The following is a 21,724-nucleotide window of genomic DNA, read 5'->3' as shown; positions in this document are numbered from 1 at the left end:
GGACCCGCACTCCATGACCGCCCTTTTCTACACACTCGGCGTCGTCACCTTCGTGGTGTCGATCCTGGTGTCGATCGGCCTGCACGAGCTGGGGCACATGATCCCGGCGAAGAAGTTCGGCGGGAAGGTCACCCAGTACTTCATCGGCTTCGGCCCCACGGTGTGGAGCAAGCAGGTCGGGGAGACCCAGTACGGCGTCAAGGCGATCCCGCTCGGTGGCTTCGTGAAGATCGTCGGCATGCTCCCGCCGGGCGCCGCCAAGCTCGCCGACTCTGTGGAGATCGACGCGGACGGCAACCGCGTCGTGAAGGTCCGCAAGTCCAACACCGGGATGTTCACCCAGCTCATCTCCGATGCGCGTGCAGCCGAGTGGGAGACCATCGGTCCCGAGGACGAGCCCCGCCTCTTCTACCGCCTCAAATGGTGGCAGAAGGTGATCGTCATGGCGGCCGGCCCGACCGTCAACATCGTCATCGCGTTCCTCATCTTCGCGCCGGTCTTCGCGACGTACGGCAATCCCAGCGACCCCGAGGTGAGCCTCACGGTCGACAACGTCGCCGCGTGCGTGGTGCCTGCGGCCGAAGACAGCCGAGCGTGCACCGAGGCCGACCCGCCGACCCCGGCCGTGATGGCCGGGCTGCAGGAGGGCGACGAGTTCCTCGCCTTCAACGGCGAGTCCGTCTCGACCTGGGCCCAGCTCTCGAAGCTCATCCGTGACAACGACGCCGGTGCCGCGACCATCACGATCCTGCGCGACGGCACCGAGATGACCGTCGACACCAACACGACCGTCGCCGCGCGACCCACGTCCCCCGATGACCCCAAGCTCGAACAGGTCGGCTTCCTCGGCGTCACGCCGACGGTCCAGCGGGCGACCGGAGGGGTCGGCTACACGCTGGGCCAGATGGGCCACATGACCGTCGAGACGGTGCAGGCGCTCGCTCACCTGCCGACCAAGGTGTGGGGTGTGGGCCGCGCGATCGTCGGCCTGCAGGAGCGGGCGATCGACAGCCCGGTCTCGATCGTGGGTGGCGGCCGCTTCGCCGGCGAGACGGTCTCCCACGACACCTTCCCGGTGAAGGAGAAGGCCGTCTTCTTGCTGATGCTGGTCGCGGGCTTCAACTTCTTCATCGGCATGTTCAACTTCGTGCCGCTGCTGCCGCTGGACGGTGGCCACATCGCCGGCGCACTGTGGGAGGCCCTGCGCCGCGGCTGGGCGAAGCTCCGGGGCCGCCCCGACCCCGGCTACGTCGACGTGGCCCGCCTGCTGCCGATCGCGTACGTCGTCGGGCTGAGCCTGCTGGTCATGGGTGTGGTGCTGATCGTCGGCGACCTCGTGGTGCCGCTCCACGTCCCGGAGTGAGCTATCACCCGCCGGTCCCTAGACTGATGTCATGACTTCCGTAGGCGCGCCCATTGGTTTGGGCATGCCCCCCATGCCGCCGCCGGTCCTCGCCCCGCGTCGCCCCACCCGCCAGATCCAGGTCGGCAAGGTCGGCGTCGGCAGCGACCACCAGATCTCGGTGCAGTCGATGACCACGACGCTCACCAGCGACGTCAACACGACGCTCCAGCAGATCGCCGAGCTCACCGCGTCGGGCTGCGACATCGTCCGGGTGGCCTGCCCGAGCCAGGACGACGCCGACGCCCTGGCCGAGATCGCCCAGCACTCGCAGATCCCGGTGATCGCCGACATCCACTTCCAGCCGAAGTACGTCTTCGCGGCCATCGACGCCGGGTGTGCCGCCGTCCGCGTGAATCCCGGCAACATCCGCAAGTTCGACGACCAAGTTCGTGAGATTGCGAGAGCGGCGAAAGACGCGGGCACCTCGATCCGCATCGGCGTCAACGCCGGCTCGCTCGACAAGCGGATCATGGACAAGTACGGCAAGGCGACGCCCGAGGCGCTCGTCGAGAGCGCGGTCTGGGAGGCCGGGCTCTTCGAGGAGCACGACTTCCACGACTTCAAGATCTCGGTCAAGCACAACGACCCGGTCATCATGGTGCGCGCCTACGAGCTGCTCGCCGAGGCCGGTGACTGGCCCCTGCACCTCGGCGTCACCGAGGCCGGGCCGGCCTTCCAGGGCACCATCAAGTCGGCCACCGCGTTCGGCGCGCTGCTCAGCCAGGGCATCGGCGACACGATCCGGGTGTCGCTGTCGGCGCCCCCGGTCGAGGAGGTCAAGGTCGGCCTCCAGATCCTCCAGTCGCTCAACCTGCGTGAGCGCAAGCTCGAGATCGTCTCGTGCCCGTCGTGCGGCCGCGCCCAGGTCGATGTCTACACGCTGGCCGAGCAGGTCACGGCCGGGCTCGAGGGCCTCGAGGTGCCCCTTCGGGTGGCCGTCATGGGATGTGTCGTCAACGGCCCCGGCGAGGCCCGCGAGGCAGACCTCGGTGTCGCCTCGGGCAACGGCAAGGGCCAGATCTTCGTCAAGGGCGAGGTCATCAAGACCGTCCCCGAGTCGCAGATCGTGGAGACCCTGATCGAAGAGGCGATGCGCATCGCCGAGGGCATGGAAGCCCTTGAGGGTGCGGAGCCGACGGTCAGCGTCAGCTGACGTTCGGCATCGCGGCCTCTGAGGACAGCTCTGGCGCCACCGCGGACGTCTCCGTCTCCTGACCCCGCGAGATACCGTCGCGGCCATGAAGAGGATTGCGGGACTCTCCACCGCCGCCCTGCTCGCTCTGCTCGTGCCCGTCTCCGCCTCGTCGGCGACCGACGCGGCTCGCGAGGAGCTGGTGCCGATCACCCAGCGCGCCATTGCCGCAGTCGCGCTCGAGCACCTCCCGACCGACACCACCAGCCGGTCGGCGATGTACACCCACCAGCGCCACCCCGACGGCCTGCTCGGCGCGGACCTCCGCTACAACGGCGACGGAGAATACGACGGCGACCTGGTGCGGGTGAGTGTCGGACCGCGCCACGAAGCGTCCTGCTCGGAGTACTCCCACTGCGCGGACCTGGCGTCCCCGCCGGGCACGACCACGACGCTGGTCTGGCAACTCGAGGAGCCGGAGGAGGACCCGGGCATCGTGCTCGTGGTCTACCGCCACGACGACGAGCAGGTCATCGCCTACTCGTCGGGCGACACCATCACCAAGGACCCGCGCCAGATGCAGCTGCAGTTCCCGGTCGACATGATCACCAGCGTCGCCCAGGACCCGCGGTTGCGGTTGCTGACCACCCAGGCGGTCGTCGACCTCGGGGCCGCGCTGGCCGACTGGGAGGGTGGCGAGCCCGACCCGCTGGCCCTGACGATCGTGCCGTCGAGCGACCGGGCCCTCGCCGCGGCGTACATACTGTCGCGGAGTGGCTTCGGTGCCTACAAGACCATGCATCCCTCGCCGCTGAAACGCCGGTTCGGCACCGGCACCCTCGGTGCTCGGCTGACGTTCAAGAAGGGCTGGGGCTACACCGGGACGCACGACGTGCTCGCGATCCCGCGGCCGCCGGATTGGATGAAGAACCCCTGCAAGAAGCGGTTCGCCGGGCACTGCGTGACGATCGAGCGGGCCAGGGGCAGGATCCGCTTCGCCTGGCGGCCGAGCCGTCCGGGCCGACCGGGGGAGACCTGGGCGATCCACGTGCGGGAGGCCGAGACGGTGGCGATCCGCACCAGCGGATACCGCGTCCCCGAGGACCGGGCCGAGGCTATGGAGGCCTCCTACTGGCACAGCATGCGCAGCCAGATCGTCCGCCGCACGCTCGGTCTGACCACCACCAAGGAGACGAGCGAGGACCGCTTCGCGACCCGCCGGTGGCCGTCCTGACCGCGCCGTCGATCCCACCGCGTCGGCCGATCTCGCGAGCCGCACGACCCCAGACCGGGGTGCGAACAACTCGGTGTCGTTCGAATGGTTGCGGAGCATGCAGATCTGCCGGGAAGTCCCGACCGCTTTCCGCGTAGGCTCGCGCCGTGCTCACGACCCGCCGGGGAGTTCGCGTGCTCGGTGCCGCGGACCTCGCCTCGTTCTCCGCGCTTGCCGCGCGCGATGCGGTCGTCAACGTCTTCGCCGACTACCGGGCTCGCACCACCAACCTCGACCCGCGCTGGCTGGGCGGGGAGATGTGGGGCTACTTCGAGGACGGCGAGCTGGCCGGCGCGTGCCACGTCGCAGCCAACATGGTGCCGGTGCAGTGCGACCAGGTCGCCGCGCAGGCCTTCGCCGAGAAGGCGGTGGCCCGGGGGCGCACCTCGTCGACCATCGTGGGTCCGTCGGCGTCGGTCGACGTGATGTGGGACGTGCTGGCGGGGGAGTGGGGGCCGCCGCGCGAGTGCCGCTGGCGCCAGCCCCACCTGGTGCTGTCCGACGACCCGCTCACCGAGCCCGACCCGCTCGTCCGGCCCACGACCCGTGAGGACCTGGCACGGCTCTACCCGGCCTGCGTCGCGATGTACACCGAGGAGGTCGGCGTCTCTCCCGAGGCCGGCGGCGGCGGGGAGTACTACCGCGCCCGCATCCTCCAGCTGATCGCCCGGGGCTGGTCGTTCGCCCGCTTCGACGACGACGGCCGGGTGCTGTTCAAGGCCGAGGTCGCCTGCGTCTCGCCGTACGCCGCGCAGGTGCAGGGTGTGTTCGTGCCGCCAGAATTTCGCGGCCGGGGCCTGGCCACGGCCGGGATGGCGGCCGTGGTTGCCGCCGTACGTCGCGAGATCGCGCCGTCGGTGTCGCTCTACGTCAACGAATGGAACGCCCCGGCCCGGGCGGCGTACGAACGGGTGGGCTTCCAGGAGTCGACGACGTTCTCGACCATCATGTTCTGAGCGACCGAGCCGCCGGTTAGGTTGTCGAGCATGACCGCACCCCTGTCCAAGGACCTCGTCGCCCTGTCGGGACTCTTCGTCCTCTCCGCGACCATCCACCTGGTGAAGCCCGAGGTCTACGAGCCGATCATGCCCGAGGCGATCCCGGCCAAGCGCGAGGTCGTCTACGCCAGCGGTGTCCTCGAGCTGCTGTGTGCGGGCGGACTGCTGCACCCGCGCACGCGCAAGGTCGCCGGCTGGGCCACTGCCGGGCTGCTGCTGGCGGTCTACCCGGCCAACTTCAAGATGGCGGCCGACGTGCAGAAGTCGAACAAGACCGCCCTCAAGGCCGGCACGCTGGCGCGGCTCCCGATGCAGATCCCGATGATCCGTACGGCGCTCAAGGCCGCCCGCGGCTGAGGGACTGCTCGTTCACGGGGTCTTCGGTCGGCTCCGGATCGGTGGCGTTCTCGCACTCGGTGACCGTGCACCTGACGACGGCGCTCTGCTTCTTGCCGTGGGACTCCAGCAGGAGAGTGTCGTCGTCCTCCCAGTCGACCCGGCCGAACCAGCCGGTGGTGGTGTATGTCGCCACCCTGGTGCCGGTCACGGTGCGCACGGTGACCTCTCTCGGGCCGATCCCGTCACTGAGGATGGGGACCGTCGAGATCAGCCTGCCGTCCGGTGAGAAGCTCTCCACCCGCTCCTTGCACGACCGCCAGCTCGGCGTCTTGGGGTCGCTGATGGAGGTGAGCAGCATGCAGCCGCCCGCGTAGACGTCAGCCGTGAAGCTCGACATCAGGTCGTGGCGGAAGTCCACCGCCCCGCTCACTCGCTTCGTCACCAACTTGATGGTGTCCTTGCGGGTGTTCCACCAGAAGGTGCCGCCCTCCTGGCTCGTGAACATCACCTTGGCGCCCTTCATGCCCACCGTGGTGGGGTAGAGGTCGAACTTTCGGCTCTGCAGCTTCTCGCCCGTCCTGGCCGAGTAGATCGTCCGGGGCTGGTTCTTGCCGCCCGTGACGCCCGTGATGACGATCTTGCGCCCGTTCTCGGAGAGGTGGACCGACGCGGCGTCGCGGACCGTGAGCACTGTGGTGACGCCTCCAGTGGGGTCGATGCGGCGCACCTTGATGTTCTTGTCCGAGACCGCCACCAGGTGGTCGGCGCCGGAGCGACCCAGCAACCAGGGGTAGCGGCCGCCCAGCTCCACCCGCACGTCGCCGTTCACGAACGTCGTGTCGTCGACGTACGCCGTGGCGACGTCCGCCCCCCGCGCAAGGGTGGCCGGGTCGGTACTCGTCTTCGGTACGGCGGCGAAGACGGGCGCTGCGATGAGCGCTCCCGCCGCGGCGACGGCGATGGCCGTGAGCTTGGTCTTCATGCTGATGGTTCCCCCTGGTGTGGTCGGGTGTCACCCGTAGAGACGAGACGAGCGGGCAGTTGGTGCCAACTGGTTCGCGACGGCCCCGCGTGCCGCCGTACCCTCTGCCCATGATCCTCCGGATGTCCCAGCTCTTCGTGCGCACACTCCGCGACGACCCCAACGACGCTGAGGTCCCGAGCCACCGGCTGTTGGTCCGCGCGGGCTACATCCGTCGCAATGCGCCGGGCATCTACACGTGGCTGCCGCTGGGCCTGAAGGTGCTGCGCCGGATCGAGGACATCATCCGCGAGGAGATGAACGCGATCGGCGCGCAGGAGATGCTCTTCCCGGCGCTGCTGCCCAAGGCCCCCTACGAGGCGACGAACCGCTGGACCGAGTACGGCGACGGCATCTTCCGCCTGCAGGACCGCAAGGGCGACGACTACCTGCTCGGGCCTACGCACGAGGAGATGTTCACCCTCGTCGTGAAGGACCTCTACTCCTCCTACAAGGACCTGCCGCTCTCGATCTACCAGATCCAGACCAAGTACCGCGACGAGGCGAGGCCCCGTGCGGGCATCCTGCGCGGCCGCGAGTTCATCATGAAGGACTCCTACTCGTTCGACATCGACGACGCCGGGCTCGAGCGCTCCTACCAGGCACACCGCGAGGCCTACATCCGGATCTTCGACCGGCTCGGCTTCGAGTACGTCATCGTCAAGGCCACCTCGGGGGCCATGGGCGGCTCGGGATCGGAGGAGTTCCTCGCCAAGGCCGAGGTCGGCGAGGACACCTACGTCCGGTGCACCCACTGCGACTACGCCGCCAACGTCGAGGCGGTCGCGGTCCGCCCGCCCGCCGCCCTGGCGTACGACGACGTGCCCGCCGCGCATGCCGAGGAGACGCCCGACACCCCCACGATCGACACGCTCGTCGCGCTCCTGAACGAGAAGTACCCGCGCGGGGACCGGCCCTGGGCTGCCGGCGACACGCTCAAGAACGTCCTGCTCGTGCTCAAGCACCCCGATGGCTCCCGGGAGCCCCTCGCCATCGGCCTGCCCGGCGACCGCGAGGTCGACCAGAAGCGGCTCGAGGGCCAGCTCGAGCCGATCGAGGTCGACGCGATGACCGAGGCGGAGCTCACGGCACACTCCGCCCTGGTCAAGGGCTACATCGGCCCCGACGCGCTGGGCGAGAAGTCGGCCTCGGGCATCCGCTACCTCGTCGACCCCCGCGTCGTCGAGGGCACCCGCTGGGTCACCGGCGCCAACCTCTCCGGCCAGCACGTCATCGACCTGGTGGCCGGTCGCGACTTCACCCCCGACGGCACCATCGAGGCCGCCGACGTCCGGGACGGCGACGATTGCCCCAACTGCACCGAGGGCACGCTGGAGTCCGCACGCGGCATCGAGATGGGCCACATCTTCCAGCTCGGTCGCAAATACGCCGACGCGCTCGACCTCAAGGTCCTCGACGAGAACGGCAAGCTCGTCACCGTCACCATGGGCTCCTACGGCGTCGGCCCCTCGCGGGCTGTTGCCGCCATCGCCGAGAACACGCTCGACGAGATCGGTCTGTGCTGGCCCCGTGAGGTCTCGCCGGCCGACGTGCACATCGTCGCGGCCGGCAAGGACCCGGCCATCTTCGAGGCCGCGGCACAGCTGGCTGACGACCTCTCGGCCCAGGGCATCGACGTGATCTACGACGACCGCACGGGCAAGGTCTCACCCGGCGTGAAGTTCAAGGACGCCGAGCTCATCGGAGTGCCGACGATCGTCACGGTCGGTCGCGGGCTGGCCGACGGCACCGTCGACATCAAGGACCGTCGTACGGGCGACAAGACCGAGGTCGCCGTGGGCGACGCGGCCGCGAGGCTGGTGGAGACAGTCCGCGGCCGACGCCACCATTCGCCGGGCTAGGGTGCTCGCCATGTCACTCGGAATCATGCGCAAGAAGCCGATCGACCAGATCATCGAGGTCGACGACGACAACGGACTCGTACGCTCGCTCGGGCTCTGGCAGCTCACCGCGATCGGTGTCGGCGGCATCATCGGCGCCGGCATCTTCTCGCTCGCCGGAGCCGTCGCCAGCGGCGCCGAGGGCGGCAAGGGAGTGGGCCCGGCGGTCGTGCTCAGCTTCCTGATCGCCGGCGTCGCCAGCGCCGCGGCGGCCTTCTCGTACGCCGAGTTCGCCGGCATGATCCCGCGTGCCGGCTCGGCCTACACCTACGGCTACGCCGTGCTCGGCGAGATCATCGGCTGGTGCATCGGCTGGGACCTGCTGCTCGAGTACGTCGCCATCGTCGCGGTCGTGGCCATCGGGATCTCCGGCTACTTCTCGTTCCTGCTCGACCAGTTCGGGCTCGACCTGCCGACGTGGATGCTCGGCGCCCCGGGCAGCGGAGACGGCCACCGAGTCGACCTCTTCGCGATGCTGCTGTGCCTGCTGATCGCCTGGCTGCTCACGCTCGGCATGAAGAACGCCGCCCGCGTCGAGACCCTGGTGGTCGGCCTCAAGGTCGCGGTCGTGCTGCTCGTCATCATCGTCGGCTTCTTCCACATCAAGTCCGACAACTACTCGCCCTTCGCGCCCGCCGGCTTCGGGGGAGCGATGACCGGTGCGGCCACGGTCTTCTTCGCCGTCTTCGGGTACGACGCGATGTCGACGGCCGCCGAGGAGTCGAAGGACGCACAGAAGCACATGCCGAAGGCGATCATGTACAGCCTGGCCATCTCGATGGTGCTCTACTTCCTGGCGTGCCTGACCCTCGTCGGCATCCAGAACTACGGTGAGATCGACCCCGACGCCGGGTTCTCCTCGGCGTTCGCGAGCGTCGGCCTCGACGGGATCGGCACGATCATCGCGATCGGCGCCATCATCGGCATCTTGACGGTGATGTTCACGTTCATGCTCGGCGTGACCCGGGTGTGGTTCGCCATGAGCCGCGATGGCCTGCTGCCCGCGTGGTTCGCCAAGACCGACGCGAAGCGGCACGTACCCGTGCGGGTCACCTGGATCGCCGGCATCCTGTCGGCCGCCATCGCCGGCCTGATGCCCATCGCCGAGGCTGCCGAGCTCACCAACATCGGCATCCTGCTGGCGTTCGTGGTCGTGTGCGCCGCCGTGATCCGGCTGCGCCAGGCCCGCCCCGAGCTGCCGCGCAGCTTCCGCTGCCCGGCCGTGCCGATCGTGCCGCTGATCGGCATCGGGTTCAGCCTCTGGCTGATCTCCTTCCTCGCGTGGGAGACCTGGCTCCGGTTCGCCGTGTGGTTCGTCCTCGGCCTCATCGTCTACTTCGCCTACTCGCGAAAGCACTCGCTGCTGGCCACGCGGGAGGTCGTCGAGAAGTGAGCGCGATCGACGCCGTCATCTTCGACTGGGGTGGCACCCTCACGAAGTGGCACGACATCGACTTCCACGCCGAGTCGCTCGCGCTCGCCCAGGCCGTGCCGGCCGTCGACGGCACGCCGCTCGACGAGGCTGCCCGGCTCGACCGTGCCGGTCTCCTGCACCGGGCAGGTGACGTCATCTGGGGCCGCAGCCGGGACCACCAGCTCAGCTCGACGATCGCCGATCTCTTCGACGAGGCCGGCCTCGCCCACGACCCCGACCTACTGAGCGGCTACTTCGAGTTCTGGGAGCCGCACACGACGACCGACCCGGACGTCGGCCCGTTGTGGCGGTCCCTGCGCGAGCGGGGCATCTCGGTCGGCGTACTCTCCAACACGATCTGGCCCCGTGCCTGGCACCGCGGCTTCTTCGAGCGCGACGGCGTCCTCGACCTCATCGACGGCGACGTCTACACCAGTGAGATCGACTGGACGAAGCCCGACGAGCGCGCCTTCCGGGCCGCGATGGACGCCGTGGGCGCGAGTGACCCGGCCCGATGTGTCTACGTCGGGGACCGGCTCTTCGACGACATCCACGGTGCGGCGAACGCCGGGATGCGCACGATCCACATCCCGCACAGCGTCATCCCGGCCAGCCAGGTCGGCCACACCGAAGGAGAGCCCGACGCCGTCGCGCACCGACTGGCAGACATCGCCGGCATCGTGGAGCGCTGGGCCTGAGCCCTTTCGAGGACGCGACTTCTGCAGGTTTGCGCACAGCGTAAATATGCAGTCGTGAAAGTCTCGCCCTTCTTGCCACTGTCCTGCATGATTTCGCATGTGAGCAGGAAGTCTCGCTCACCGGGGTGACGCTGACCAGCCCGAAACGGTCCGCGTGCTCGCCACTTTGGGGCAGATCTCGGGACTGTCCCAGAAGGCCGAGCACGCGGACCGTTGCTGTTCTCGCCCCTGCCCCCGCATGAACGAGAGGACAGCTTCGTGACCACACCCACTTTTCGTACCCTGAGCCGGGTCGCTGCCATCAGCGTCGCGCTTACCGGCACCCTGGCTCTCGGAGGAATGACCGAGAGCGCCTCGGCCCGCATCTTGGGCACCAACGACGTGGCCGCCTGCCAGACCGACGTCGGGTCGTCGGCGCGCGGTGGCTACGGCACCGACCACCGCGACGTCTCCGTCAGCGAGCAGAAGGCGATCCAGGCGCAGACCGCCCGGATCCTCCGGGACAAGACCGGGTCGGCGACGGTGGGACCCGCCCAGTTCGGCGGGTCGATCCCGGTCTACGTGCACGTGATGCGCAGCAAGACCGGTGCCGGTGACGTCACAGACACGCAGATCGCCCAGCAGATCGCCGTACTCAACACGACGTTCGGCGGTCAGGAGTCGTCGACCGCGGCCAACACGGGCTTCACGTTCACGCTGGCGGGCACCGACCGCTTCAACAACGACCAGTGGCACAAGGACCGTCAGTCGACGACCTACCGGTCGCAGACCCGCAAGGGTGGCGCGAACGCCCTCAACATCTGGCTGGTCGACTTCAGCTACCTCGGCATCGCGACGTTCCCGTGGGACTACGCGAGCCAGCCGTCGATCGACGGGATCCGCGTGCAGTACACCTCGCTGCCCGGCGGCTCGGCCACCAACTTCAACTACGGCGAGACCGCCACGCACGAGGCCGGCCACTGGTTCGGGCTCTACCACACGTTCCAGGGCGGCTGCACGGCCACCAACGACGAGGTGAGCGACACCCCGGCCCAGGGGAGCGCCTCCAGCGGCTGCCCGGCCGGCCGCGACTCCTGCTCGCTGCCCGGCCTGGACCCGATCCACAACTACATGGACTACAGCTACGACACCTGCTACACCGAGTTCACCGGTGGGCAGAGCTCGCGGATGTCGTCGATGTTCACCGCCTACCGCGCCTGACCAGACATCACTGACTGACCCGTCCGAGATCCTCGGGCGGGTCAGTTCGGCGTCGGGACCAGGTCGGGAGCGCCGGGGAATTCCTGCGGCGCGCCGCCGAGCGAGAGCTGCCGCACCGCCGCGTCGGTCAGGGCGATGATCGCCCAGCGGCGCTGGGCGCGCACGGAGTTGGCGACAAGCGAGGAGTACGTCGCGGCGCAGGACTCCTCGACACCGATCGCGCTGCGGCGTACCTGGTCGGCGTTGGCCAGCTGCGCGGGCAGCGCGTACGCCCCCGCCGCTGCGACCGGCACGCCACCGGCCTCGGTGACGTATCCCGTCAGCTGGTCGCGGTGGCCCCGATGGCGCCGGTAGCCCTCGACCAGAGCTTCGTACAGCGCGGGTTCGAGCGACTGCGAGGTCTGCGCGCCGAGGACGCCGTACAGGTAGACCGCGGCGTGCTCGCCGGCGAGCGTCGTCTGGAGGCTGTCGAGGAGGGTCATCAGGCGGCCGGCTCCTGGTCGAGTGCGGTGAGCTCCTGCTGCACCGCGGCCGACATCACTGCCAGCAGCCGGGCGAACGTGCCGCTCTCGGCGCGCTGCGCACGGCCGGCCAGCTGCCTGGCCAGGGTCGTCTCCGCGCGGCGTACGGCAGCGAGGGCCTGCGGACGCGCGGGCGCGATGACCGGGGGAGTCGCGGAGGCGGTGGGTTCGCGCAGCTCGGCCACCGCGCCGGCAAGAGCCGCCTGGTGCACGGTATGCAGGTCGCCGAAGCCGGTGAGCCGGGCTATGAGATCGGGGTGCGCGGCCGTCGTAGCTGCGACGAGCGCCGCCGCCTCCGTGGTGGCCGCGACGGTGTCTGCCAGGGCGATCAGGTCGGGGTCGGAGGGTGCTTCGGCGTCGTCCGGTCCGGCGTCGGTCGACCGCGGGTCGAGGTCGCAGGCGGCGAGCGCGAGTGCCGATCCGGAGACCGTGACGGCAAGCGCGCGCCGGGTCAGCCGGAGGTTGGTGGGGGGTACGGAGCGGAACACGCGGCCGACCCTATCTCCGCCGTCGGCCGGCCCGGGGATTGCCGCTATCGTGGTCGGACACAACAGCACAGGAGGTCGAAAACCGTGAGCTCGATCGACAGCTCTGGCGAGCGGGCAGCCAGCCCCGCCAAGGCACGACAAGACCTCGTCCGTGATCGCATCGAAGCGGAGCTCCGCGACCCCATCGCCGCCATCGGCCTCGATGTCGAGGCCGTCGACCTGTCCGTCGCCGGCAAGCGACGCATGTTGCGCGTGGCCGTCGACCAGGACGGTGGCGTCACGCTCGACGACGTCGCCGATGCCACTCGCGAGGTGTCACGGGTGCTCGACGAGTCCGACGTGATGGGCGAGCAGCCTTACACCCTCGAGGTCACCTCCCGAGGCGTCGACCGCCCGCTGACCATGCCGCGTCACTGGCGCCGCAACGCCGACCGGCTCGTGAAGATCACCCTCGTCGAGGGTGGCGAGTTCAGCGGCCGCATCCTGACGAGCACCGAGACCACGGCCACGCTCGACGTGGAGGGTGCCGAGCGCGAGGTCGCCCACGCCGACGTCGCGAAGGCTCTGGTGCAGATCGAGTTCAACCGCAAGCGAAGCTTGCCCGAAGCCGAAGAGACCGAAGAGGACGACGCCTGATGGACATCGACCTGAGCATCCTGCGGATGCTCGAACGCGAGAAGGAGATCTCCTTCGACGTCCTCGTCGAGGCGATCGAGCAGGCCCTGCTCACGGCGTACCACAAGACGCCCGGAGCGCAGGAGCAGGCGCGAGTCGTGCTCGACCGCAAGAACGGCCACGTCACCGTGCTGGCCCGGGAGGCCGGCGAGGACGGCGTCAAGGGCCCGGAGTTCGACGACACCCCCGACGGGTTCGGCCGGATCGCCGCGACGACCGCCAAGCAGATCATGCTGCAGCGGCTGCGCGACGCCGAGGACGACATCAGGTTCGGCGAGTTCTCCGGCAAGGAGGGCGACATCATCTCCGGCGTCATCCAGCAGGGGCGCAACCCCGACGACGTCATGGTCGACCTCGGCAAGCTCGAGGCACTGCTGCCCCTCGGTGAGCGGGTGCCGGGCGAGAACTACGACCACGGCACGCGCATCAAGTGCATCGTCGTGTCGGTGCGCAAGGGCATGCGTGGTCCGCAGATCACCCTGTCGCGCACCCACCCCAACCTGGTGAAGAAGCTGTTCGCCCTCGAGGTGCCCGAGATCGCCGACGGCACCGTCGAGATCCACGCGATCGCCCGAGAGGCCGGCCACCGCACCAAGATCGCCGTCCACACCACCGCGCAGGGCGTCAACGCGAAGGGCGCCTGCATCGGGCCGATGGGCCAGCGGGTGCGCAACGTGATGGCCGAGCTGCACGGCGAGAAGATCGACATCGTCGACTGGTCCGAGGACCCCGCCGAGATGGTGTCGCACGCCCTGTCACCGGCCCGGGTGACGAAGGTCGAGATCGTCGACCTCGCCGCGCGGTCGGCGCGCGTCGTCGTACCCGACTTCCAGCTCTCCCTGGCCATCGGCAAGGAGGGCCAGAACGCCCGCCTCGCCGCCCGGCTCACCGGCTGGCGCATCGACATCCGCAGCGACGAGGCACCCGACCCGGAGTGAGCTCCGCGCCCTTGTAACGCCCCGTTACTCACTCATCTGCGCCCACCGATGGGCGCGGTGGTCGTAGTAACGGCGCGTTACATGGGGGAGCGGGCGGTGACGACCCGTCGGTCGTGCAGCGTCCTCAGGTGGCGCGCTCGTACGTGACCCACCTGGTGGCGACGGCCAGGTCGTCGTACACGCGTCGGGCGGTGGCGTTGTCGCTCGCGGTGATCCAGCTCACGACCCGGTCGCCGCGGGCAGCCGCGATCTCAGTGACGGCACCGATGAGTGCCCGGGCGACTCCGTGCCCGCGGGCCTGCGGGGTCGTGAAGAGGTCGTCGAGCCAGGTGGCGTAGTCACCCTCGGACGGGCGGGTGAAGCGGCGGTAGTGGGTGAAGCCGACGATCTCGCCGTCGAGCTCGGCCACGAGTCCGTCGACCTCGTGGTCGGGATCGTGCAGCCACCGCCACACGGTCGCGTGCACGGCGGGGTCGGCCGGCATCTTGTAGAAGTTCCGATATCCGGCGAACAGCCGCTCCCAGGCTGCGCGGTCGTTCTCGGCGACGGGACGTAGGACGACAGCGGTGGTGGTCACGAGGCCATTGTTGCGGCATGCCTCGGCGAGAGGTTGACGCGGCCGGTTCGTCGTTGACGGGGTGACCCGGTAGGGTTGTTGTAGTGGTCGGCACCCGCAACACCCCTGTGCGTACGTGCATCGGATGTCGGGAGCGGGCCATCAAGAGCGAGTTGGTGCGCATCGTCATCGGCACGGACACGGTCGGGCAGCCGGCCGCCGTACCCGATCCGGCAGGCACCGCACCCGGTCGCGGAGCGCACCTGCACCCCACGATCGAGTGTTTCGAACTCGCGGTGCGACGGCGAGCATTCTCCCGGGCCCTCAGGGCGCGAGAGGGGCTGGCCACCACACCGGTGAGGGACCACCTCATGTCACTACCCACCGTGATCGACCGACCAGAAACTGGAGCAGGCAGCTCATGAGCACTCGATGAGTTCTTTCCGATGAGCCAGCACCACAACTAAGCGGTCCGAAATTCACCCCTCCTTCTGGGGCTCGGACCAGAAGGAGCAGCGTTCCAACGTGGCCAAGACCCGAGTCCACGAACTCGCCAAAGAGTTCAACGTCGAGAGCAAGTTCGTTCTCGAGAAGCTCAAGGAGATGGGGGAGTTCGTCAAGTCGGCATCGTCGACGGTCGAACCTCCCGTCGAGATGCGCTTCAAGAAGCAGTACGGCGACGAGCTGAAGGCCTCCGCGGCCTCGGCCCCGGCCGCCCCCGCCGCGGAGCCCGCCAAGCCCGCGGCCACCAAGGCGCCGGCCAAGAAGGCCGAGCCCACCCCCGAGGCCGAGACCCCCGTCGAGGCACCTGCCGCGGCGCTCACCGAGACTCCTGCCGCAGCCCCGGCTGACGTCGCCACGAGCGGCGCACCGTCCGCGCCGCGCCCCGGTCCGAAGCCCGGCCCGAAGGCAGCGCCGGTCGCTGAGCCCACCCCGGAGGCCCCGGCCGCCGAGGTCGCCGAGGCCCCGGCTCCGGAGACCCCCGCAACCGAAGGCACCGACGGCACCGACGGTGCCGCGCCGAAGACGCCGGCCCCGCGTCCGGTCGGCAAGCCCGGTGGCACCCCGCGCCCCGGCAACAACCCGTTCGCGCCCAGCCAGGGCATGGGTCGCCGTCCGGCGGCTCCGCCCGTTGCTCCGGCAGCCGGCGACGACCAGCGTCCGCCGCGCCCGCCGGCGCAGCGTGAGGGCGCTGCCCCGGCCCGCCCGGGCATGCCGCGCCCCAACCCGGCGATGATGCCCAAGTCCCCAGCCGCCTTCGGTGGCGGCCCCGGCGGGCGTGCGCCTGCCGGCCGCGGCGGCCCTGGCGGTGCTCCCGGTCGCGGTGGCCCCGGTGGTGCTCCCGGTCGCGGTGGCCCCGGTGGTGCTCCCGGTCGCGGTGGCCCCGGCGGCGCCCCCGGTGGTGCTCCCGGTCGTCCCGGCGGCTTCGGCCCCAGCGGTGGCGGTCGCCCCGGTGGCGGTCGTCCCGGCCAGCGTGGCCAGACCCAGGGCGCCTTCGGTCGCCCCGGTGGCCCGTCGCGTCGAGGACGCAAGTCGAAGCGTGCCCGTCGTCAGGAGTTCGAGGCCATGCAGGCCCCGACGATCGGTGGCGTGCGTGTCCGCAAGGGCGACGGCGAGACGATCAAGCTGGCTCGTGGCTCGTCCCTGACCGACTTCGCCGACAAGATCGGCGTCGACGCGGCTGCCCTGGTCCAGATGCTGTTCAGCCTGGGCGAGATGGTGACCGCGACCGAGTCGGTCAACGACGAGACGTTCGAGCTGCTCGGCGAGGAGCTCAACTACGTCGTCGAGGTCGTCTCCCCGGAGGACGAGGACCGCGAGCTGCTCGAGTCGTTCGACATCGACTTCGGCACCGACGAGGGCGAAGAGGGTGACCTGGCCATCAGGCCCCCGGTCGTCACCGTCATGGGTCACGTCGACCACGGAAAGACCAAGCTCCTCGACGCGCTGCGTGACGCCAACGTGGTCGACAAGGAAGCCGGCGGCATCACCCAGCACATCGGTGCCTACCAGGTCCGCACCGACGTCGACGGCACCGAACGTCGCATCACCTTCATCGACACCCCGGGTCACGAGGCGTTCACCGCCATGCGTGCGCGTGGTGCACAGGCGACCGACATCGCGATCCTCGTGGTGGCGGCCGACGACGGTGTGATGCCGCAGACCGTCGAGGCGTTGAACCACGCCAAGGCGGCCGGTGTGCCGATCGTGGTCGCGGTCAACAAGATCGACAAGGAAGACGCCGACCCGACCAAGGTGCGCGGTCAGCTGACCGAGTACGGCCTCATCCCCGAGGAGTACGGCGGCGACGCGATGTTCGTCGACGTCTCGGCCAAGGCCGGGCTCAACCTCGACAAGCTGCTCGAGGCCGTCGTACTGACCGCCGACGCGTCGCTCGACCTGCGGGCCAACCCCGACCAGGACGCCCAGGGTCTCGTCATCGAAGGCCACCTGGACCGCGGTCGCGGTCCGGTCGCCACGGTGCTGGTCCAGCGCGGCACCCTGCGCGTGGGTGACTCGATCGTCGCCGGTGCCGGCTACGGCCGGGTGCGCGCCATGCTCGACGAGCACGGCGACAACATCACCGAGGCCGACCCGTCGCGTCCGGCGATGGTCCTGGGTCTCACCGCCGTACCGGGTGCCGGCCAGACCTTCATCGTGGTCGACGACGACCGGATGGCTCGCCAGATCGCCGAGAAGCGTGAGGCCCGCGAGCGTGCAGCCATGCAGGCCAAGCGCCGCGTGCGTCGTACTCTCGAGGACTTCATGGCCTCCATGGAGAAGGGCGAGAGCCAGGAGCTCAACCTCATCCTCAAGGGCGACGTGTCCGGTTCGGTCGAGGCCCTCGAGGACTCGCTGGCCCAGATCGACGTCGGCGAAGAGGTCAGCCTCCGGGTCATCGACCGCGGTGTCGGTGCGATCACCGAGACCAACGTCGACCTCGCTGCCGCCTCCGACGCCATCATCATCGGCTTCAACGTCCGGCCTCAGGGCAAGGCGGGCCAGATGGCGGACAAGGAAGGTGTCGAGATTCGCTACTACTCGGTCATCTACCAGGCGATCGAGGAGATCGAGGCAGCACTCAAGGGCATGCTCAAGCCCGAGTACGAGGAGTCGACCCTGGGTCAGGCGGAGATCCGCGAGATCTTCCGCTCGTCCAAGTCCGGCAACATCGCGGGCTGCATGGTCACCACGGGTGTCATCCGCCGCAACGCCAAGGTGCGCGTGCTGCGTGATGGCGCGGTCGTGGCCGACAACCTCGACCTCTCGTCGCTGCGCCGCGAGAAGGACGACGCGTCGGAGGTCCGCGAGGGCTTCGAGTGTGGTCTGGTCCTGAAGAACTTCCAGGACATCAAGATCGGCGACTTCGTGGAGTCGTTCGAGATGCGCGAGATCCCGCGAGCATGATTCGCTGATGGCCTCCCGAGCGGGGGCGGGCGGCCTACCAACCGTTCCGCTCGTCCCTCGCTCCACGGGTGCCAGACCCAACCACGGCCGCCCGCCCCCGCCCGTGCGGCCAGCACGGACCGAGGGCGGGATCCGTGCATCTGCAGGAGGAAAGAGATATGGCTAGCCCTCGTGTTCGCAAGATCGCCGACCGGATCCAGGTGATCGTGGCGGAGATGCTCGAGCGACGGATCAAGGATCCGCGGCTGGGGTTCGTGACCATCACCGACGTCCGGGTCACCGGTGACTCCCAGCAGGCGAGCGTTTTCTACACCGTCCTGGGCGAGGAGTCGTCGCGGGAGGAGAGTGCTGCGGCGCTCGAGTCGGCCAAGGGACTGATCCGGTCCGAGGTCGCCAAGCAGCTCGGCATGCGGCACGCGCCGTCGCTGGAGTTCATCCCCGACGCGCTGCCCGAGAACGCTCGCCACCTCGACGACATCCTGGCGGCGGCCCGCGCCGCAGACGAGCTGGTGGCGGCTCAGCGGGCCAAGGCGTCGTACGCAGGAGAGATCGACCCGTACAAGAAGCCGCGCGAGCTCGAGGCCGACGACGCTGACCTGCCTGCCGAGGACGAAGCCGACGACGAGTCGGGTCCTCAAGACAAGTGAGCGAAGCGCCCAACGGCCTCGTCGTCGTCGACAAGCCCGGCGGGCTGACCTCGCACGACGTGGTCGCCCGCGTACGACGTCTGGCCGGGACCCGCAAGGTCGGCCACGCCGGCACCCTCGATCCGATGGCCACCGGCGTGCTGGTGCTCGGTGTCGGCCGAGCCACCCGGCTGCTCGGTCACCTGATGCTGACCGAGAAGGCGTACGACGCCACGATTCGGCTCGGGGTGACCACGACGACCGACGACGCCGAGGGCGAGGTGGTCGCGCAGGCGCCGGCCGGCCAGGTCGACGAGACGCGGGTGCGTTCCGCGCTCGCGGAGTTCGTCGGCGACATCGAGCAGCGGCCCAGCGCCGTGTCGGCGATCAAGGTTGACGGCAAGCGGGCCTACCAGCGGGTGCGCGACGGTGAGGACGTCGAGCTGCCGGCCCGGCCGGTCACCATCCACGAGCTCGTCGTCCACGAGGTCTCGACCGTGCCTGGCGAGCCGTGCACCGACGTGACGATCTCGGTGCGATGCAGCAGCGGCACCTACATCCGCGCCATCGCGCGAGACCTGGGGGAGCGGCTCGCGGTCGGCGGCCACCTGACGGCGCTGCGGCGTACTGCCGTCGGCGGGTTCGACCTCTCGGTGGCACACACGCTCGAAGAGCTCGCCGAGTCCTTTGCGGTCGTGCCGCTCGAGGACGCCGCCCGGGCAACCTTCCCGTGCGTCGTGCTCGACGACGCCGAAGCGGCCGATGTGCGCGTCGGCCGGTCGCTGGACCGAAAGCTGCCCGACCTGTGTGCGGTCTTCGCGCCCGACGGCGAGTTCCTGGCGCTCTACGAACCTGCTGGTGACCGGGCCAAGGCCGTCGCGGTCTTCGTCGCCTAGGCTGCACGCCGTGAGTCCTCGTCTTCCTGTCTGGCGATCCCTCGACGAGATCCCCGCTGACCTCGGCGCCACTACCGTCGTCATCGGCAACTTCGACGGTCTGCACCGGGGGCACCGCGTGGTTCTCGGCCGGGCGCGCGCGAAGGCCGACGAGATCGGGCTGCCGTTGGTGGCCGTCACGTTCGACCCGCACCCGATGTCGGTGCTGCGTCCCGAGCACGCGCCCCAGCAGCTCACTAGCATCGAGACGCGTGTCGACCTGCTGGCCGAGGTCGGTGTCGACGGGGTGCTCGTGCTGCCGTTCGACCGCGAGATGGCGGCATGGTCACCGCAGGAGTTCATCGACCGGGTCCTGGTGCAGGCACTCGGCGTACGCGCGGTCGTCGTCGGCGCCAACTTCCGGTTCGGGGCGCGGGCGTCAGGAGACGTCGCACTACTGCGCGAGACCGGTGCGGAGCGCGGCTTCGAGGCGGTCGGTGTCGAGCTCGACGGGGGACCGCAGGTCTGGTCGTCCACCTACGTGCGCACCTGTCTCGCGACCGGTGACGTGGCCGGCGCCGCGGAGGCGCTCGGCCGTCCCTACACCGTGACGGGCGTCGTGGTCGAGGGCGACAAGCGCGGCCGAGAGCTCGGCTTCCCGACCGCCAACGTGCCCACGTCGGTCGTCGAGGCTGGGCCGATCGACGGCGTCTACGCCGGCTGGCTGACCCGCCGCGACACCGGTGAGCGCTACCCGGCGGCCATCTCGGTCGGCACCAACCCCACCTTCGACGGCGAGCGCGCCCGCCGCGTCGAGTCCTACGTGCTCGACCGCGACGACCTCGAGCTCTACGGCGTCGAGGTCGAGGTCGCGTTCGTCGAGCGGCTGCGCGGCATGGTGAAGTTCGAGGGCGTCGAGGCCCTCGTCGAGACGATGCACGACGACGTACGCCGAGCCCGCGAGATCCTGGGTGACTGAGCGGGATGCCGGGGCGCGCCGCCCCGAGGCCGCCGACCTGCTGGCTGCGGAGGAGTGGTTCGCGGACAACGGTCTGCCCTACTTCGTCGATAAGGTCCGTGAAGAGGTCGCCAGCCGACTGACGCGGTCGCGGCTCATTCTCGTCGGCGCCGCCGGCCTGGTCGTCTCGGTGGGCAGCGGCATCCTCGCCGGCCAGCTGTCCCACGACGTCTCCTACGGCATCTCCACGGGGGCGCAGGTCCTGCTCGTGCTCGCCCTCGCCTACGGGCTGCTGGCGCTGCGCGGTGGCCCGATCGCGCTCTGGGCGGGGCGCCGTACGTTCCGGAGCCTCGGGATGCTGTTCCAACTGGCCACCCGGGCGCTGCCGCTGCTGCTGCTCTTCGTGACGTTCCTGTTCATCAACACCGAGGTGTGGATGGTGGCCGAAACGCTGGACGGGGGAGTGATGGGGCTGACGGTCCTGCTCTTCGGTGCGGTGGCGACGATCTTTCTGCTCGTCCGGCTGCCCGAGGAGGTCGGCCGCATCGACGACCGCCTCGACGGCGAGCGGGTCGGCAGCGCGTGCACCGGCACGCCGCTCGAGCCCTGGACCGACCTCGACGACGGCCCGGGCATCGACGAGCCGATGGTGCGACTCGAGCGCGGCAACCTGGTGCTGGTGCTGCTGGTCAGCCAGGTGATCCAGGTGCTGTTGCTGTCACTGACTGTGTTCGGCTTCTTCCTGGTGTTCGGCGCGGTGATCATGGATCCCGAGGTCATCCAGTCCTGGGTCGGTGACCCCCCGACCCCGTTCCTTGGACAGCTGCTCATCCCGCGCGAGCTGGTGCAGGTCGCGACGTTCCTCTCGGCGTTCTCCGGCCTCTACTTCACCGTCTACGCCGTGACCGACGAGACGTACCGCAAGCAGTTCTTCACCGGGATCGTCGACGAGCTCGAGCGGGCCGTGGGTGCCCGGGAGGTCTGCCGCGCCATGCAGCGCGCGCAGTAGCCCGAGTCAGGCGTCGAGGTCCTTCTCGACCAGCGCGGCGATCGCGTCGACCGCGGCCTGGTCGTCACCCGAGACCTCGACGGAGTCACCGTTGCCGGCACCCAGTGTCATGATCATCAGCGACGAGCTGGCGTCGACCGACTCCTCACCGGGTACGGCGAGGAAGACGTCGGAGTCGAGCTCGCCTGCCGCCGCCGCGATGAGCGCGGCGGGGCGGGCGTGGAGTCCGACGGCGGAGCCGACGACAACGGTCTTGCTGGGCATGCGATCTCCTTGGGTGGTGTTCGGT

22 protein-coding genes are annotated in these 21,724 nt (G+C 69.6%); 17 read left to right on the top strand and 5 right to left on the bottom strand.

Annotation, left to right across the window (positions count from 1 at the left end; genetic code table 11):
- Nucleotides 1-13 precede the first annotated feature (13 nt).
- The 5 genes from H4Q84_RS04950 (at nucleotide 14) to H4Q84_RS04930 (ending at nucleotide 5,165) form a co-directional block, all read left to right on the top strand.
- A complete protein-coding gene (locus H4Q84_RS04950) occupies nucleotides 14-1,363 on the top strand; it encodes a site-2 protease family protein (RefSeq protein WP_248582298.1) in 1,350 nt (449 codons plus the stop codon).
- Nucleotides 1,364-1,394: 31 nt separating this feature from the next.
- On the top strand, nucleotides 1,395-2,558 hold the full coding sequence (gene ispG / locus H4Q84_RS04945) for a flavodoxin-dependent (E)-4-hydroxy-3-methylbut-2-enyl-diphosphate synthase (protein WP_248582297.1): 1,164 nt from the start codon (nucleotides 1,395-1,397) through the stop codon (nucleotides 2,556-2,558).
- 85 nt (nucleotides 2,559-2,643) lie between these two features.
- Complete coding sequence (locus H4Q84_RS04940; RefSeq protein WP_248582296.1) at nucleotides 2,644-3,771, top strand: hypothetical protein; 1,128 nt, start codon at nucleotides 2,644-2,646, stop codon at nucleotides 3,769-3,771.
- A gap of 146 nt (nucleotides 3,772-3,917) precedes the next feature.
- Entirely contained in the window at nucleotides 3,918-4,766 is an 849-nt protein-coding gene (locus H4Q84_RS04935) for a DUF4081 domain-containing GNAT family N-acetyltransferase (RefSeq protein ID WP_248582295.1), read from the top strand.
- A gap of 30 nt (nucleotides 4,767-4,796) precedes the next feature.
- Nucleotides 4,797-5,165: a hypothetical protein gene (locus H4Q84_RS04930; RefSeq protein WP_248582294.1), complete on the top strand. Its 369-nt coding sequence runs from the start codon at nucleotides 4,797-4,799 to the stop codon at nucleotides 5,163-5,165.
- On the opposite strand, the gene H4Q84_RS04925 is transcribed toward H4Q84_RS04930, so the two are convergent.
- Entirely contained in the window at nucleotides 5,146-6,129 is a 984-nt protein-coding gene (locus H4Q84_RS04925; protein ID WP_248582293.1) for a hypothetical protein, read from the bottom strand. The two genes, H4Q84_RS04930 and H4Q84_RS04925, sit on opposite strands and share 20 nt — an antisense overlap.
- A gap of 110 nt (nucleotides 6,130-6,239) precedes the next feature.
- Here H4Q84_RS04925 and H4Q84_RS04920 point away from each other — a divergent pair, with 110 nt between their 5' ends.
- The 4 genes from H4Q84_RS04920 to H4Q84_RS04905 all read left to right on the top strand — a co-directional run bounded on the left by H4Q84_RS04920 (nucleotide 6,240) and on the right by H4Q84_RS04905 (nucleotide 11,381).
- Complete coding sequence (locus tag H4Q84_RS04920; RefSeq protein WP_248582292.1) at nucleotides 6,240-8,030, top strand: proline--tRNA ligase; 1,791 nt, start codon at nucleotides 6,240-6,242, stop codon at nucleotides 8,028-8,030.
- A 10-nt stretch (nucleotides 8,031-8,040) separates the two neighbouring features.
- Nucleotides 8,041-9,462, top strand: a complete 1,422-nt coding sequence (locus H4Q84_RS04915; protein ID WP_248582291.1) for an amino acid permease — start codon at nucleotides 8,041-8,043, stop codon at nucleotides 9,460-9,462.
- On the top strand, nucleotides 9,459-10,181 hold the full coding sequence (locus H4Q84_RS04910; RefSeq protein ID WP_248582290.1) for an HAD family hydrolase: 723 nt from the start codon (nucleotides 9,459-9,461) through the stop codon (nucleotides 10,179-10,181). Before H4Q84_RS04915 ends, H4Q84_RS04910 begins: the two co-directional genes overlap by 4 nt.
- Before the next feature lie 258 nt (nucleotides 10,182-10,439).
- A complete protein-coding gene (locus H4Q84_RS04905) occupies nucleotides 10,440-11,381 on the top strand; it encodes a zinc metalloprotease (protein WP_248582289.1) in 942 nt (313 codons plus the stop codon).
- A 41-nt stretch (nucleotides 11,382-11,422) separates the two neighbouring features.
- On the opposite strand, the gene H4Q84_RS04900 is transcribed toward H4Q84_RS04905, so the two are convergent.
- Nucleotides 11,423-11,863, bottom strand: a complete 441-nt coding sequence (locus H4Q84_RS04900; RefSeq protein WP_248582288.1) for a ferritin-like domain-containing protein — start codon at nucleotides 11,861-11,863, stop codon at nucleotides 11,423-11,425.
- Nucleotides 11,863-12,390, bottom strand: a complete 528-nt coding sequence (locus tag H4Q84_RS04895; protein WP_248582287.1) for a hypothetical protein — start codon at nucleotides 12,388-12,390, stop codon at nucleotides 11,863-11,865. Before H4Q84_RS04895 ends, H4Q84_RS04900 begins: the two co-directional genes overlap by 1 nt.
- 159 nt (nucleotides 12,391-12,549) lie before the next feature.
- Here H4Q84_RS04895 and rimP point away from each other — a divergent pair, with 159 nt between their 5' ends.
- Both rimP and nusA read left to right on the top strand, forming a co-directional pair.
- Nucleotides 12,550-13,026 (top strand): ribosome maturation factor RimP, encoded by a 477-nt coding sequence (rimP, locus tag H4Q84_RS04890; protein WP_248583611.1) that lies wholly within the window; start codon nucleotides 12,550-12,552, stop codon nucleotides 13,024-13,026.
- Nucleotides 13,026-14,003 carry a transcription termination factor NusA gene (gene nusA, locus H4Q84_RS04885; RefSeq protein ID WP_248582286.1) on the top strand — a complete coding sequence of 326 codons (978 nt, stop codon included), beginning with the start codon at nucleotides 13,026-13,028 and terminating at the stop codon, nucleotides 14,001-14,003. Before rimP ends, nusA begins: the two co-directional genes overlap by 1 nt.
- Before the next feature lie 124 nt (nucleotides 14,004-14,127).
- Here nusA and H4Q84_RS04880 read toward each other — a convergent pair whose 3' ends face one another.
- Nucleotides 14,128-14,580, bottom strand: coding sequence for a GNAT family N-acetyltransferase (locus H4Q84_RS04880; RefSeq protein ID WP_248582285.1), 453 nt, complete (start codon nucleotides 14,578-14,580; stop codon nucleotides 14,128-14,130).
- Between the two features lie 83 nt (nucleotides 14,581-14,663).
- Between H4Q84_RS04880 and H4Q84_RS04875 the strand changes: the two genes are divergently transcribed.
- From H4Q84_RS04875 to H4Q84_RS04850, 6 genes are all read left to right on the top strand, one after another.
- Nucleotides 14,664-14,984: a YlxR family protein gene (locus H4Q84_RS04875; RefSeq protein WP_349238407.1), complete on the top strand. Its 321-nt coding sequence runs from the start codon at nucleotides 14,664-14,666 to the stop codon at nucleotides 14,982-14,984.
- A 100-nt stretch (nucleotides 14,985-15,084) separates the two neighbouring features.
- A complete protein-coding gene (infB, locus tag H4Q84_RS04870) occupies nucleotides 15,085-17,967 on the top strand; it encodes a translation initiation factor IF-2 (RefSeq protein ID WP_248582284.1) in 2,883 nt (960 codons plus the stop codon).
- A 158-nt stretch (nucleotides 17,968-18,125) separates the two neighbouring features.
- Nucleotides 18,126-18,614, top strand: a complete 489-nt coding sequence (gene rbfA / locus H4Q84_RS04865; protein ID WP_248582283.1) for a 30S ribosome-binding factor RbfA — start codon at nucleotides 18,126-18,128, stop codon at nucleotides 18,612-18,614.
- A complete protein-coding gene (gene truB / locus H4Q84_RS04860; protein ID WP_248582282.1) occupies nucleotides 18,611-19,489 on the top strand; it encodes a tRNA pseudouridine(55) synthase TruB in 879 nt (292 codons plus the stop codon). The genes rbfA and truB overlap by 4 nt, the downstream gene beginning before the upstream one ends.
- Nucleotides 19,490-19,499: 10 nt before the next feature.
- Nucleotides 19,500-20,447: a bifunctional riboflavin kinase/FAD synthetase gene (locus H4Q84_RS04855; RefSeq protein WP_248582281.1), complete on the top strand. Its 948-nt coding sequence runs from the start codon at nucleotides 19,500-19,502 to the stop codon at nucleotides 20,445-20,447.
- Nucleotides 20,440-21,435: a hypothetical protein gene (locus tag H4Q84_RS04850; protein ID WP_248582280.1), complete on the top strand. Its 996-nt coding sequence runs from the start codon at nucleotides 20,440-20,442 to the stop codon at nucleotides 21,433-21,435. The genes H4Q84_RS04855 and H4Q84_RS04850 overlap by 8 nt, the downstream gene beginning before the upstream one ends.
- 6 nt (nucleotides 21,436-21,441) lie before the next feature.
- On the opposite strand, the gene H4Q84_RS04845 is transcribed toward H4Q84_RS04850, so the two are convergent.
- Nucleotides 21,442-21,699: an HPr family phosphocarrier protein gene (locus tag H4Q84_RS04845; protein ID WP_248582279.1), complete on the bottom strand. Its 258-nt coding sequence runs from the start codon at nucleotides 21,697-21,699 to the stop codon at nucleotides 21,442-21,444.
- Between the last annotated feature and the right edge of the window lie 25 nt (nucleotides 21,700-21,724).

It is taken from the genome of Nocardioides sp. InS609-2, from assembly GCF_023208195.1.
Lineage (GTDB): Bacteria > Actinomycetota > Actinomycetes > Propionibacteriales > Nocardioidaceae > Nocardioides.
This window is presented reverse-complemented; position numbering and strand designations above follow the sequence as displayed.

What these genes read in the sequence shown, in the direction of transcription:
- H4Q84_RS04940 (WP_248582296.1), top strand. Translation starts at nt 2,644, where the DNA reads ATGAAGAGGATTGCGGGACTCTCCACCGCCGCCCTGCTCGCTCTGCTC.
- H4Q84_RS04930 (WP_248582294.1), top strand. Translation starts at nt 4,797, where the DNA reads ATGACCGCACCCCTGTCCAAGGACCTCGTCGCCCTGTCGGGACTCTTC.
- H4Q84_RS04920 (WP_248582292.1), top strand. Translation starts at nt 6,240, where the DNA reads ATGATCCTCCGGATGTCCCAGCTCTTCGTGCGCACACTCCGCGACGAC.
- H4Q84_RS04915 (WP_248582291.1), top strand. Translation starts at nt 8,041, where the DNA reads ATGTCACTCGGAATCATGCGCAAGAAGCCGATCGACCAGATCATCGAG.
- H4Q84_RS04925 (WP_248582293.1), bottom strand. Translation starts at nt 6,129, where the DNA reads ATGAAGACCAAGCTCACGGCCATCGCCGTCGCCGCGGCGGGAGCGCTC.
- nusA (WP_248582286.1), top strand. Translation starts at nt 13,026, where the DNA reads ATGGACATCGACCTGAGCATCCTGCGGATGCTCGAACGCGAGAAGGAG.
- H4Q84_RS04900 (WP_248582288.1), bottom strand. Translation starts at nt 11,863, where the DNA reads ATGACCCTCCTCGACAGCCTCCAGACGACGCTCGCCGGCGAGCACGCC.
- H4Q84_RS04950 (WP_248582298.1), top strand. Translation starts at nt 14, where the DNA reads ATGACCGCCCTTTTCTACACACTCGGCGTCGTCACCTTCGTGGTGTCG.
- ispG (WP_248582297.1), top strand. Translation starts at nt 1,395, where the DNA reads ATGACTTCCGTAGGCGCGCCCATTGGTTTGGGCATGCCCCCCATGCCG.
- rbfA (WP_248582283.1), top strand. Translation starts at nt 18,126, where the DNA reads ATGGCTAGCCCTCGTGTTCGCAAGATCGCCGACCGGATCCAGGTGATC.
- H4Q84_RS04845 (WP_248582279.1), bottom strand. Translation starts at nt 21,699, where the DNA reads ATGCCCAGCAAGACCGTTGTCGTCGGCTCCGCCGTCGGACTCCACGCC.